General features: G+C 66.3%; 17 protein-coding genes. 6 read left to right on the top strand and 11 right to left on the bottom strand.

Translation table 11 applies throughout. The features are described from left to right. Nucleotides 1–23 precede the first annotated feature (23 nt). The 4 genes from mnhG to KUV81_RS03575 form a co-directional block, all read right to left on the bottom strand. Nucleotides 24–332 carry a monovalent cation/H(+) antiporter subunit G gene (gene mnhG / locus KUV81_RS03590; RefSeq protein ID WP_222542474.1) on the bottom strand — a complete coding sequence of 103 codons (309 nt, stop codon included), beginning with the start codon at nt 330–332 and terminating at the stop codon, nt 24–26. Further along, nucleotides 329–604, bottom strand: a complete 276-nt coding sequence (locus tag KUV81_RS03585) for a monovalent cation/H+ antiporter complex subunit F (protein WP_222542473.1) — start codon at nt 602–604, stop codon at nt 329–331. The genes mnhG and KUV81_RS03585 overlap by 4 nt, the downstream gene beginning before the upstream one ends. Beyond that, on the bottom strand, nt 604–1,068 hold the full coding sequence (locus tag KUV81_RS03580) for a Na+/H+ antiporter subunit E (protein ID WP_222542472.1): 465 nt from the start codon (nt 1,066–1,068) through the stop codon (nt 604–606). The genes KUV81_RS03585 and KUV81_RS03580 overlap by 1 nt, the downstream gene beginning before the upstream one ends. 86 nt (nt 1,069–1,154) lie before the next feature. Further along, on the bottom strand, nt 1,155–1,535 hold the full coding sequence (locus KUV81_RS03575; protein ID WP_222542471.1) for a hypothetical protein: 381 nt from the start codon (nt 1,533–1,535) through the stop codon (nt 1,155–1,157). Nucleotides 1,536–1,655: 120 nt separating this feature from the next. On the opposite strand from KUV81_RS03575, the gene KUV81_RS03570 reads away from it, so the two are divergent. Continuing rightward, nucleotides 1,656–2,156 carry a GNAT family N-acetyltransferase gene (locus tag KUV81_RS03570; RefSeq protein WP_222542470.1) on the top strand — a complete coding sequence of 167 codons (501 nt, stop codon included), beginning with the start codon at nt 1,656–1,658 and terminating at the stop codon, nt 2,154–2,156. Here the strand turns inward: KUV81_RS03570 and KUV81_RS03565 are convergent. From KUV81_RS03565 to folE, 4 genes are all read right to left on the bottom strand, one after another. After that, nucleotides 2,153–3,190 (bottom strand): DUF2157 domain-containing protein, encoded by a 1,038-nt coding sequence (locus KUV81_RS03565; RefSeq protein ID WP_222542469.1) that lies wholly within the window; start codon nt 3,188–3,190, stop codon nt 2,153–2,155. The two genes, KUV81_RS03570 and KUV81_RS03565, sit on opposite strands and share 4 nt — an antisense overlap. Before the next feature lie 62 nt (nt 3,191–3,252). Further along, on the bottom strand, nt 3,253–4,233 hold the full coding sequence (locus KUV81_RS03560; RefSeq protein WP_222542468.1) for a zinc-binding dehydrogenase: 981 nt from the start codon (nt 4,231–4,233) through the stop codon (nt 3,253–3,255). A 102-nt stretch (nt 4,234–4,335) separates the two neighbouring features. Then, nucleotides 4,336–5,043 (bottom strand): dihydromonapterin reductase, encoded by a 708-nt coding sequence (gene folM / locus KUV81_RS03555; RefSeq protein WP_222542467.1) that lies wholly within the window; start codon nt 5,041–5,043, stop codon nt 4,336–4,338. Further along, nucleotides 5,040–5,678: a GTP cyclohydrolase I FolE gene (gene folE / locus KUV81_RS03550; protein WP_222542466.1), complete on the bottom strand. Its 639-nt coding sequence runs from the start codon at nt 5,676–5,678 to the stop codon at nt 5,040–5,042. The genes folM and folE overlap by 4 nt, the downstream gene beginning before the upstream one ends. Nucleotides 5,679–5,809: 131 nt before the next feature. Here folE and KUV81_RS03545 point away from each other — a divergent pair, with 131 nt between their 5' ends. Genes KUV81_RS03545 through KUV81_RS03535 form a run of 3 tightly spaced genes read left to right on the top strand, consistent with a single transcriptional unit; the run spans nt 5,810 to nt 7,140 of the window. Next, entirely contained in the window at nt 5,810–6,202 is a 393-nt protein-coding gene (locus KUV81_RS03545) for a thiol-disulfide oxidoreductase DCC family protein (RefSeq protein WP_222542465.1), read from the top strand. Continuing rightward, nucleotides 6,165–6,899, top strand: coding sequence for an SDR family NAD(P)-dependent oxidoreductase (locus tag KUV81_RS03540; protein WP_222542464.1), 735 nt, complete (start codon nt 6,165–6,167; stop codon nt 6,897–6,899). Before KUV81_RS03545 ends, KUV81_RS03540 begins: the two co-directional genes overlap by 38 nt. Before the next feature lie 16 nt (nt 6,900–6,915). After that, nucleotides 6,916–7,140 (top strand): hypothetical protein, encoded by a 225-nt coding sequence (locus KUV81_RS03535; protein ID WP_222542463.1) that lies wholly within the window; start codon nt 6,916–6,918, stop codon nt 7,138–7,140. A gap of 4 nt (nt 7,141–7,144) precedes the next feature. Here the strand turns inward: KUV81_RS03535 and KUV81_RS03530 are convergent, their stop codons facing one another. Continuing rightward, the gene (locus tag KUV81_RS03530; protein WP_222542462.1) at nt 7,145–7,315 is read right to left on the bottom strand and encodes a hypothetical protein; all 171 of its coding nucleotides are present in this window, start codon (nt 7,313–7,315) and stop codon (nt 7,145–7,147) included. Nucleotides 7,316–7,351: 36 nt separating this feature from the next. Continuing rightward, nucleotides 7,352–9,064: a gamma-glutamyltransferase gene (gene ggt / locus KUV81_RS03525; protein ID WP_222542461.1), complete on the bottom strand. Its 1,713-nt coding sequence runs from the start codon at nt 9,062–9,064 to the stop codon at nt 7,352–7,354. Nucleotides 9,065–9,268: 204 nt separating this feature from the next. On the opposite strand from ggt, the gene KUV81_RS03520 reads away from it, so the two are divergent. Both KUV81_RS03520 and KUV81_RS03515 read left to right on the top strand, forming a co-directional pair. Further along, a complete protein-coding gene (locus KUV81_RS03520) occupies nt 9,269–10,474 on the top strand; it encodes an ATP-binding protein (protein ID WP_222542460.1) in 1,206 nt (401 codons plus the stop codon). Next, entirely contained in the window at nt 10,467–11,027 is a 561-nt protein-coding gene (locus KUV81_RS03515) for a response regulator transcription factor (RefSeq protein ID WP_222542459.1), read from the top strand. The genes KUV81_RS03520 and KUV81_RS03515 overlap by 8 nt, the downstream gene beginning before the upstream one ends. Here KUV81_RS03515 and aguA read toward each other — a convergent pair. Continuing rightward, complete coding sequence (aguA, locus tag KUV81_RS03510; protein ID WP_222542458.1) at nt 11,024–12,109, bottom strand: agmatine deiminase; 1,086 nt, start codon at nt 12,107–12,109, stop codon at nt 11,024–11,026. The two genes, KUV81_RS03515 and aguA, sit on opposite strands and share 4 nt — an antisense overlap. Nucleotides 12,110–12,116 lie beyond the last annotated feature (7 nt).

Raw genomic sequence — 12,116 nt, 5'->3', positions numbered from 1 at the left:
GCGGCCTCCCTGCCTCTACATCATTAAGGATCCAGCTTGGGTTTGACCCCACCGCGCATCGCCGCCTTGACCACGGCGTGGCTGGAGGTGGGACTGGTGATGGCCAGGAACACAAACACCCAGAACAGCTTGGCGATCACCAATACCTCGGAGCCGGCCTGCAGCCCCAACCCCAGCAAAATCAGCCCGCCGCCCAAAGTGTCGGTGAGACTGGCGGCGTGCATCCGGGTGTAGACGTCGGGGAAGCGCACCACCCCGATGGCCCCCAGCACACAGAACACCGTGCCGGCACCGAGCAGGGCCCAGGAGAGCCACATCGCCAGGGCACTCATTGTTCGTCCTCCGGCGGGCCCATGCGGCGGGTCTGCTCGAAAAAGCGCAGCACCCCGATGACGCCGATAAAGTTGATCAGCGCGTACACCAGGGCGATATCGAGAAAGTCGGGGCGGCCCATCAAAAAGCCCATCACGGCGATGAGCAGCACCGTCTTGGTGCCAAACAGGTTCACCGCCAGGATGCGGTCGTAGAGGGTGGGGCCGGCAAAGGCGCGCACGAGGGCCAGCAGCATGGCCACCAGGATCCCCGCTGCGGCCGCGGCGACCATCAGGACTCCAACGCCGTCACGCGACGGTCCATTTCGCCCTCGGCCAGACTCTCCAGGCCGGACTGGTGCAGTGCGTGCACCCGCACGCTGCCGTCCACCAGAGCCACGGAGATGGTGCCGGGGGTCAGGGTGATGGAGTTGGCGTAGATCACCCGGCCGAGCTCCCCCTGCTGGCTCATGGGCAGCTTGCCCAGGGCCGGCGAGAGGCTTTTCGGTCCGGCGATGACGCGGCGGGCCACCTGCAGATTGGCGATCACCACCTGGCCGAGCAGCCAGAGGAAGTAACCGGGCAGGCGGTGGATCTTAAGGGGACTGCGGCGCTGCAAAAAGTCCATGTGGCGGCTGAGCCACATCACCAGCACCAAGGAGCCCAGGCCAAAACTCAGCATCAGGGCCGAAAAGTGACCGGAGTTGGAAATCCACAGCAGCGCCAGAACCAGCGCCAGCCCAAGGGCTCGCGACATCGTTTCTCCCCAAAAGATGAAAAAACAACCTATCCATCTAATCTAGTTGAAGTTCTTTTCGGAATCCATAGCTAAAAACGGGAGATTCACGGACTCAGCAGGCAGTGGGCCTTCCCGGGCTCGGGGTCGGTAAACAGCTGACCCTGGTGCCACTGGTGGCGGGCCAGCGCCGAGCGGTAGCCGTCCACCCGCAGCTCATAGTGGGCCCCATCCTGCTGCCAGGACCACACCCCCAGGGCGGGCGCGCCGGTCCGGGACACAGACAGGTACACCGCATCCGGCAGGCTGATCGCCTCCTGCGAGGCGCTGGGCTGGAAAGTCAAGGTGGCGTCCCCGGGCTGACCGTGGAACTGGCCGTAGGGGGTCTGGCAGTGGTGCGGGGCGTCCGCCTGGCTCACCTTGGGGCCGTGCATCATGCAGGCGGAGAGCAGGGGCAGAGTCAAAACGGGCAAAAGTCGAATGGTCATGGCTAGGCTTGGTATCGTGGAGTCGTTAGTCTGAGGGCTCGGGCCCTTTGCTAGTCCTCAGGCGACCAGACTCGAGCAAAACTGACCCATGAGGCCACCTCAACCTGCCAAGGAGCGCCCATGCTGCACACCCCACGTTTGCGACTGCGCCACGCCAGGGAAACGGATGCGCCGTTTATCCTGGCGCTGGTCAACAGTGCGGGGTGGATTGAGTACATCGGCGACCGGGGGATCCGCACCGAGGCCCAGGCTATTGAGTACATCCGCCAGCAGCTTCAGGCCCACTACGATCAGCACGGTTACGGCCTCTACGTGGTGGAGCACCAGAGACGGGCCATCGGCCTGTGTGGCCTGCTCAATCGCGACACCCTGCCCTGCCCGGACCTGGGCTTTGCCCTGCTTCCAGAAGCCCAGGGGCAGGGCCTGGCCCAGGAGGCCGCCCGGCTGATTTTGACTGCCGAGTGCCCCCGCCTGGGGCTCACCAAGCTTTGGGCCATCACCGCGTCCCACAACCACGCCTCGGCCCGACTTCTGACCCGTCTGGGCTTTATCGAGTCCGGTACCCACCTGCTGGAGCCAGACCAGCCCCCGGTGCGCCGTTTTATCTGGCGGGCCGGTTAAGGCGTTCTGTCCATCCAAGGCAAGCGCCGACGCAGGGCCGCCTGCCATCTATCCTGGTGGCGCTGCCACAGCACCCCCAGCCCAATCACCAAGGCCCCCAAAGCCGTCAGCACCACCGGGAACCACCAGCTGTCGCGGAACAGGTCCCAGGCCAGGTGGCCCAGGTAGCCGAAAAAGCCCAGGGCACCGAACAGGGTGAACACCCGCCGCCCCAAGAGCACCCCCAGCAACATCATCCCCAGGTTGATGGCGCCGTAGAGCGCCTTGTCCCACTCGCTGTCACTCTCCTGGCTGGTCAGCCCGCCCCAGAAAGCCACCACCCCAAACAGGAAGATCCAGAAGGCGAAGTCCCCTTCCAGCGCCAGTTGACGTTGGCGTCGCTCAACGTAGAGCCCGGCCAGGATCATCAGTGCGCCCACCACCATGGTGATCCGGCCGCGGGCCGCCCAGTCCAGGGGGGCGCCATAGATAAGCTCCGCCACATCGAGGGAGAGAAACCAGAGGCTCAGGGCCAGGGGGAAGGTCAAAAAGGGCACCCGGCGCCAGGTCAGGGCCAGTACGGCGGCCAGCAGGGTGGCCAGCTCCAGCGCCAGCCAGTGGGGAGCGATGCGATGAAACAGGCCGCGGAAGGGTTGGGACTCCGGCCACCAGCCGAGCCCCTGGAGCAGGCCGTACACCGCCAGGGGCGTCAGGCACACCACGAACACCAGCGCCAGGCCCGCCGGCACCGGCAAGCCGCGGGCCTCCCATTGGCGCTGCAGCCCCAGGCCGATAACGCCATAGAGCAGCGCCAGGCCCAACACACCGAAGCCGCCAAAGCGCTCCCAGCCCAGCTCCATAAACACCGTCATGGCGCCGATGGCCATCAGGGCGCCCAGGTAGTAGAGCAGGTGGGTCAGGTCGAAGCGGGAGGAAGCAGCCGGCTCGGGGGTTTGTTGCCACAGGGCTTCCAGCGCCTGGGCCTGCTGCTCGGTGATGATCCCCGCCTGGACCCCTTGCTGAAGAGGCCGGCGGGGCGGGATTGGCTTATCCATAAGCCCTCCGTCCAGGATTCTGCCACCAGAGTGCCAGCCCGGAACGGCCGGGGGCAAGAAAATCAGTGCGTCATCACCAGCTTGCCCACGGTGCGCTGCTCGCGCATCGCCATCAGCGCCTCCCCCACCTCCTCCAGCACCACTCGGGTAAGCCGGGGCACGCGGATTGCTCCCGCCTCCAGTCGCTCGCTGAACGCCAGACCGGCGGCCACCAGATCCACCTGGCCGGCCAGGCCATGGCGGTGACCGGAGCCCAGCGAGAGCTGGTGAAACCCCAACCCCTTCATAAAGGCGTCGGGGTAGGACTCGGGGCGCAGGGTACGTACCAGCTCCACCATCTGGCCCTCGTAGGCCAACACCGAGGCGCAGAGGATGTCGTTATCGCCCCCCACGGCGTCCAGGGCCGCAGCCACACCATGCCCCTGGGTCAGGGCCATCACCCTGGCCTGGACATCCTCCTGACGGTAGTCGATCACCTCGCTGGCCCCCAGGTCGCGCACGTAGTCGGCGTTGGCCGCCGAGCAGGTGGCGACAACCTGCCCCACCCCGAGATCCCGGGCGATCTGCACGGCAAAGCTGCCCACCCCACCGGCCCCGCCGGCGATAAGCAGCGAGGGTTTGCCCGCCAGCTGCAGCCGGTCCACCAGGGCACGCCAGGCGGTCCAACCGGCACAGGGGGTGGCGGCGGCCTCTTCTGGCGTCACCTTGGGCATGGGGATCAGGGTCGCGGCACTGTGCAGGGCAAACTCGGCGTAGCCGCCGCTGGGCTTGAACATGTCGCCGTGGTAAAGCACTGAGTCGCCCAAGCGCCAACCGTCCACCCCCTCCCCCAGGCCGACGATCTCGCCGGCCACATCCAGCCCGGGCACCCAGTGGGCGCCCATGCCGGGGGCCTGGGCGTGCCAGAGATTGATCTTGGCGTCCACCGGGTTGAGGCCACAGGCCAGCACCCGGACCAGCACCTCGCCCGGCCCCGGCGTGGGGACCGGGCGCTCGGTCAGGGTAAAGCGGTCTTGGTCAGGCTGGTAAGTGAGGGCGCGCATGGCAGGCTCCTGATAAAGCAGTCATTATTTGGCCCGCCCTACCCTAGGGCGTCGGTTGCCTTATGCACAATCATCCCTGGCTATCATGATCATTTCGTGGCGTTATCGCAGCGGACGGCCCCCATCCAGATGCAGGGTGCGCCCGGTGACGTAACCGCTTTGCATCAGGTACTGCACCGCCTGCCACACCTCCTCCTCGCCCCCCTCTTTGGCCAGCAGCGCCTTGTCCAGGGCCTTGGCGCGGTACTCGGCGCTGTCCTCGGGATTGAAGCGAATGAGCGCCGGGGCGATGGCATTGACCTTGATGGCCGGGGCCAGTTTGCGGGCGAAGGAGAGGGTCATGTTGGCCAGGGCCGCCTTGGAGGCGGCGTAGGCGATGTGCTTGGCGCTGCCGGACTCCGCCACGTAATCGGTCAGGTGGATGATGTCCGCGCTAGGCGCAGCGCCCCGGGTGAGCGCCGCCTCCAGGGCCCGGTTGAGCCGATAGGGGGCCGCGACGTGCACCGCCATCATCCTCTCCAGCACCGCCTCGTCGGCCTCGGCGCCATCGGGCAACCAATCGGAGGCGTTGTGGATCACCGCCCGAAGCGCCGGGTGCTCGTCCCTCAGGGTGGCGATCAGGGAGCTCAGCTGCTCCGGCTGGGCGAAATCGCAGGGGTAGAGGTTCGCCCCCTCCGCGGCCAGCCCCGACAGGGCCTCACGCTCCCGCCGGAAGGTGCCGATCACCGGTACCCCCTGTTCCAAAAAGCGCAGTGCCAGGTGCAGGCCGATGCGCTTGCCCACTCCGGTGATGAGCACCGGCGCGCTCATCGCAAAAACTCCGCCCGGGTGGCGCCCTTGCTCTTGAAGGCGCCGCCCAGGGCCGTGGTTTCGGTGTAGGAGCTGGCGTCGGCAACGCCGCGGGCCTTCACGCAGTAGTGGGTGGCGCGAATGGACACCGCCACGTTGTTGGTGCCCAGCAGGGTTTGCAGCGCCACCAAGATCTGCTGAGTGAGCCGCTCCTGTACCTGGGGCCGACGGGCAAAGAACTGCACGATGCGGTTGATCTTGGACAGGCCGATCACCTTCTCGCCAGGGATGTAGGCCACGGTGGCGGTGCCGTCGATGGTGACGAAGTGGTGCTCGCAGGTGCTGACCAGGCTGATCTGCTTCACCTTGACCATCTCGTCCACCCCCATGGAGTTGTCGATGACACACAGGGTGGGAAAGTGGCGGTAATCCAGGCCGGAGAAGATCTCATCGACGTACATCTTGGCGATGCGGTGGGGGGTTTCCCGCAGGCTGTCGTCCCTCAAGTCGAGCCCCAGGGTGCCCATCACTTCGGTCATCAGCCCCTTGATGCGGCTGTACTTCTGTTCACTGGAGGTGTCGGTTTCCAGCAGCGGCGTTTCCAGGCCCCGGGCCATCAGGGTGTCCCGGACCAGTTTGGCTTCTTCGCTTAGCATGGCGCTTCCTCTCCTTAACTCTCCGGCTCCTTACGACGCCGAGAGCCAATCGGTTTGCTTTGGTTGATCCTCCCCGTTTCGGTGGCCGTAACGACCCAGTGCCACTCGACCACCCACCCAGGGGAGCACCGATGCGATTGACCCTCTTCTACGATAGCCGCTGCCCCCTCTGCGTGCGTGAAATGAAGGCGTTGAAATCTAAGGATGTCTTTGACCGAATTCGGCTTGAGGACCTCCATCAGCCTGATTTTTCGGCCCGCTTTCCCGACCTGAACGTCGAGCGTGTGCAGGCGATTTTTCACGGCCTGCGAGACGATGGGCAGTGGTTTTATGGCCTGGATGCCACGCATCAGGCGTGGTCTTTGGTGGGTCGGGGCTGGCTCACCGCCCCCCTTCGCTGGGCGCCGCTGCGCCCGATGACCGACAGAGCCTACTTGTGGTTTGCCCGCCACCGGGGGCGCATCGGCCACTGGTTTGGTGATCCGGGTGACATCGACTGCGAGCGCTGCCGTGGCGGACGCTGAGAACCTGGTGATCGGCTGTGGGGGCGCCATCGGCGGTGCCGTGGCCAGGCAACTGCTCGCCGAGGGCGAGTCGGTGATTGGGATCAGTCGACACAGGCCGCCCCTTTCCCATCCTCGGTTCGAGTGGCTGCCCTGCCCGAGCTACGCTGAGATAGAGGTGGCCTCACTGTGCGAGACCCTGTCCGCCCGCTCCGAGCGTCTCAATCGGGTGGTGATCGCCACAGGGATGCTGCATGACGCGCAGCACCGTCCCGAGCGGCGGCTGGAAAGCGTGCGAGAGCCCAGCCTGATGGCGCTGTATCGGGCCAACGCGGTGCTGCCCCAGTTGTGGCTGTCCGGGCTGCTGCCGAGATTTGTTGGCCAGCGGCACACCACGGTGGCGGTGCTGAGCGCCCGGGTGGGCAGCATCGAGGACAATCGGCTCGGCGGCTGGTACGGCTACCGGGCGGCCAAGGCGGCGCTCAACATGCTGTTGCAGTGCACCGCCATTGAGCTGGCCCGACGCGCCCCGGGAGTAAAGCTTATCGCCTACCACCCGGGCACGGTGATCAGCCCGCTTTCCGAGCCCTTTGCCGCGGGGCGGCAGCGGCTCACCCCCGAGTTCAGTGCCCAGCGGCTGCTGGCCCTGATGGCCGAAGCGCCCCGGGATGGCGCTCTGGATTTTTTCGACTGGAATGGGGCCCGTGTGCTCTGGTAGATGAGGAGGAGCACCCATGTTTGGTTGGAGCAAAGCGGCGCCGGATGGCAGCACCGGGGAGATCTGGTCCCTGGAGGGCGACCTCTACATCGCCATCAGCAAAGGGCCGGGCGGTCAGGCGCTAGCACGTCGTCAGCTGCCCTGCCTGAAACAGGCGCGGGATTGGTTGGAGGAGCAGGGGATCGAACGCATCGAGATGCGCCTCTCCTCTGCCTACTCGGAGATGTGTGGCGAGGACTGAGTCCTCAATCCTGGTGGCCGTCCTTACCCAGGGCGCCCACCAGCACCAGGGCGATGACCGTCATGCCCGCCAGCACGTAGGGCCAGAACGTCACCTCGTCCCCTTTGAATCCGAGGAAGATCCCCAGGCCCACCAGCAGGGCCGCCACAATTCCCAAAATGTCTTTCAGATTCATCCACTCCCCCTAAGTTCGAGTGTCTGCTTTTTAAGTTTAATAGCCCGCGGCCTGTCCGTCCTTACGACTTTCCGAGGCCCCGATGTAGCTGCCGTTGGCCTCGTCGAACAGGATCGCCTGGTAACCGCCGTAGCCCCCGAGGTTTTCCTGCATCACGTGACCCCGTTTCATCAGTTCCCGTCGGGTCTGGTAGGAGAACCCGGACTCCAGGCTGACCACGCCGCCGTCGGTCATCACCTCGCCGGTGGGCTGACTGGAGCCGGTGTGGAGGATCCGCGGAGCATCCCCCGCTTCCTGCAGGTTCATGCCAAAGTCGACCAGATTGATGATGATCTGTGCGTGGGCCTGGGGCTGGGTCGCGCCCCCCATCACCCCGAAGGAGAGCCAGGGCTTGCCCTCCCGGGTGGCGAAGGCGGGAATGATGGTGTGGAAGGGGCGTTTGCCCGGGGCGTAACTGTTGGCTTCGCCCTCTTCAAGAGTGAACAGCTGGCCCCGGTCCTGCAGCACAAAGCCCAGCCCCGGCGGGGTCATGCCCGAGCCCATGCCCCGGTAGTTGCTCTGGATCAGGGAGACCATGTTGCCGTCGCGATCGGCGGTGGTCAGGTAGATGGTGTCGCCGTGCAGCAGCGCCGGGTTGCCGTGCTCCACCGCCTTGGCCGCCCGCTCGCCAATCTCGGCCCGTCGGGCCTGGGCGTACTCGGCGGAGATGAGCCCCTTGACGGGAATTTGGGCAAACTCGGGGTCGGCGTAGTACTTGGCCCGGTCGGCAAAGGCCAGCTTCTTGGCCTCCACGAAGGTGTGGACGTACTCGGGGCTGTCAAAACCCATGGCGGCGATGTCGTACCCCTCCAGGATCTTCAAAATCTGCAGCGCCGCGATCCCCTGGCCCGGGGGCGGCAACTCCCACAGGGTCACGCCGCGGTAATCCACGCTGACCGGATCGACCCACTCGCTGCGGTGGCTGGACAGATCCTCGTAGCTCAAGAAGCCGCCGTTCTCCTTCATGTACTGGTCGATGCGCCGGGCGATCTCCCCCTGGTAGAAGGCTTCCCGCCCCTCCTTGGCCAGCAGCTTGTAGCTGTAGGCCAGGCCCGGGTTGGCAAAGCGCTCGCCGGCCTTGGGCATCCGCCCCTCGGGCATAAAGGTCTCCTTGAAGCCGGGGTATTGCCCCAGTCGCGGGGCACTGCGCTCCAGGTAGTAGGCGATTAGATCGGAGACCGGAAAACCCCGCTCGGCGTACTCGATGGCCGGCGCCAGCACCTGACTCATCGGCAACTTGCCGAACTTCTCGCTGAGCTCAAACCAGCCGTCCACCGCGCCGGGCACCGACACCGGCAGGGGCCCGTAGGGGGGGATGTAATCCAGGCCGCGACGCTGGAACTCCTCCAGGGTCAGGCTCTGGGGGCTGCGCCCGGAGGCGTTGAGCCCATGCAGTTGCTGGCTCTCAGCGTCCCAGACGATGGCGAAGAGATCCCCGCCGATGCCGCAGCCGGTGGGCTCCACCAGCCCCAACACGGCGTTGGCGGCAATGGCGGCGTCGATGGCGTTGCCACCGGATTTGAGGATGTCCAGAGCCACCTGGGTGGCCAGCGGCTGACTGGTGGCCGCCATCCCCTGCTCGGCGTACACCGGGGAGCGGGAGGCGAAGGGTTCACCGGTAATGCGGTCGTACGCCACGGCGGAGGGGGCCAACAGGGATGACAGCGCCAGGCCCAGTGCCAGGCCCAGGGGACGAACGCCAGTGAACATGGGGCGCGCTTCCTTATGCGGATGAGTTAACCGCAGACTACGCCGCCGTTAACCTGGGTGCAACGTTGTCATTTGTGCGGATCCTCTGATGCCACCACCGCCAGCCGCTGCCCTTGGTGCCAGGATGTCGACTGGCCGACGTTTTCTGCCCCTGGCCGGTGGTACGCTGGTCAGATATCGGGTTTACAAGGATTTTTCAATTCAATGAACGCCGCTCCCTACCGCCCCCAGGACGCCCTGTGGTGGTTAAGGGCCCTGGGCCTTTTGCTCAAGGTAGGCCTGGTGGCCGGTACCGGGCCGCTGCTGGGTCTGACCCTGAACCTGGGGCCGCTGCTGGTCATCATGACCCTGGAAACCCTGTTCCTGGCGCTGACCTGGGCCCGGGTGGGCCGGGGCCTGCCCCTGGCGCTGCAACTGGCCCTGGATACCCTGCTGTGGGCGGCCTGGCTGCACTTTTCCGGCGGCGCCACCAACGCCTTCGTCTCCTTGTTGCTGCTGCCGGTGGCCATCGCCTCGGTGCTGCTGCCGCCGCGCCAGCTGTTCGGCATTGCCGCCCTGGCCTGCGCAGCCTACTCGGTGATGATGCTGTCCCTGCCCCACGACAGCCACCACCATGGCGACCAGATGACCGCCCACTTTGTCGGCATGTGGCTGAACTTCCTGCTCAGCTGCCTGGTGCTGGTGGCCGTGGTGGCGATGATGGCCCGTCGCCTGCGCCAGCAGGACCGGGAGCTGGCCCGCTTGCGGGAGAACCAGCTGCGCCAGGAGCAGTTGCTGGCCCTGGGCACTGCGTCGGCCCAACTGGCGCACCAGCTGGCCACCCCCCTGTCCACCCTCACCCTGCTGCACGAAGAAGCGATGGAACTGACCCCGGACCACCCGCTGCTGCCCGAGATGCAGGGACCCCTGGCCCTGTGTCAGCAGAGCCTGGTCGGATTGCGCCAGACCAGCGAGCGGCTGCGGGGGGAGCAGAACCCGCCCCAATCCCTCGAAGCCCTGATGAGCGGGCTCAAAACCCAGTTGCAGCTGATGCTGCCCCAGGTGGCGCTGTCCCTGACTCCGGCCTCCAAGGCGGTCTGGCTCAGTGGCGATCCGGCACTGCAACCGGCGCTACTCTCTTTGGCTTACAACGGCGGCCAGGCCAGCCTGCGGGGACAGAGTGAGCGGCTGAGTCTGACCGCTCAGGCGGAGGACAACGGAGTGACACTGACTCTGAGGGACTGGGGGCCGGGGCTGGACAGCGCCCAAACTGGATTGGGCAAGCAGGGGGTGAACAGCGACTCGCTGGGGGTGGGATTGCTGCTCAGCCACGCCACCCTGGAGCGTCTGGGGGGATCGCTGCATCTGGCCAGCCACCCCGACGGCGGCGCCGTGGCTCGGGTCTGGTTGCCGGAGGTGGCCCATGACTGAGGCCCCCACCCTGCTCATCATCGAGGACGACCCCACCCTGGGGCCGGTGCTGGCCCGGCGGCTGACCCGACACGGCTACCAGTGCCAGTGGGTGGACAACAAGACCGACGCCCTTTTAAGGGCCCGGCAGTGGCGGCCCAGCCACCTGTTGTTGGACATGAAACTGGGGGAGGATAACGGCCTGTCGCTGATCCCGGCTCTGCGGGCCACCCTGCCCAGAGCGCAGATGGTGCTGCTGACCGGTTACGCCAGCGTCTCCACCGCGGTGGACGCCATGCGTTTGGGGGCCAACCACTACCTGGCCAAACCGGCGGACACCCAGGCGCTGCTGAGCGCCCTGGCCGGTACGCCGGTGGCGCTCAGCGAGCAGGCCCCGGACCAGCCGTTAAACCCAAAGCGGTTGGAGTGGGAGCACCTGCAGCAGGCCCTGGCCCAGCACCAGGGCAACGTCTCCGCCACCGCCCGGGCACTGGGGATGCACCGTCGCACCCTGCAGCGAAAACTGCAGAAAAAACCCCAGGGGGAGCACGGCCCGGTGGGCAGCGAGGCTTAGGCCCGGGGCACCTGCTGAGTGATGCAGTGGATGTTGCCACCGCCGAGCACGATCTCCCGGGTGGGCACCCCCACCACCTGATGCCGGGGCATAGCCGCCTGCACCCGGGCCAGGGCCTCGGTGTCCGTGGCCTCGTCCAACAGCGGCATCACCACCAGCTCGTTGGTGATGAGCAGATTGGCGTAGGAGGCCCCCAACCGCTCGCCGGCCTGGCGCTTCATGCCGCCACTGGGCTCAATGCCCGCCGCCTCCTGGGCGCTCAGATGAAGGGGGCCGGGCATGGGCAGCTTCACCACCTCGATGGCCCGCCCCTTGGCATCCCGGGCCGACGCCAGCACCTCAAACGCCGCCCGTGAGATGGCGTACTGGGGATCTTCGGCATCATCGCACCAGGTCAGCACCACCTTGGCCGGGCCAATAACGTGCAGCAGATTGTCCACGTGGCCGTTGGTCTCGTCATTGACCAGCCCGCGAGGCAGCCAGATCACCTGCTCAATGCCCAGGTACTCCCGCAACTGGGCCTCAATCTCCTCCCGGGTCAGGTGGGGGTTACGGCTGGGGTGCAGCAAGCACTCCTCGGTGGTGTAGAGGGTACCCTCGCCGTCGCAGTGGATGGCGCCCCCTTCCAGCACGAAGGGCGCCTGATAGTGATCGTACCCCATCAGATCGGCGATCTTCATCGCCACCTGGTCGTCCTTGTCCCAGGGGAAATAGAGGCCATCCTCCAGCCCACCCCAGGCGTTGAACTGCCAGCTCACCATCCGCAGACCGCCCTGGTCATCGACCAGTGAAGTGGGGCCGATGTCCCGCATCCAGGCGTCGTTGTAGCTCATCTCCACCACCCGAATGCCGTCCGGCAGGCTGTGGCGGGCAAACTGGTACTGCTCGGGGCTGACCAGCACCGACACCTCGGTGGCCCGGGCGATCACCTCCGCCACGGCCACAAAGGCCTGCTGGGCCGGTTTGCCCCCCAATCGCCAATTGTCCGGTCGCTCCGGCCAGGCCAGCCAGACGTGTTGCTGGGGGGCAAACTCCGCCGGCCAGTAGAAGCCGTCGGCCCTGGGGGTCGATTGCAGCTCCATGGCGCCT

The sequence above is a fragment of the Ferrimonas balearica genome (assembly GCF_019802085.1).
Taxonomy (GTDB): domain Bacteria; phylum Pseudomonadota; class Gammaproteobacteria; order Enterobacterales; family Shewanellaceae; genus Ferrimonas; species Ferrimonas balearica_B.
This window is presented reverse-complemented; position numbering and strand designations above follow the sequence as displayed.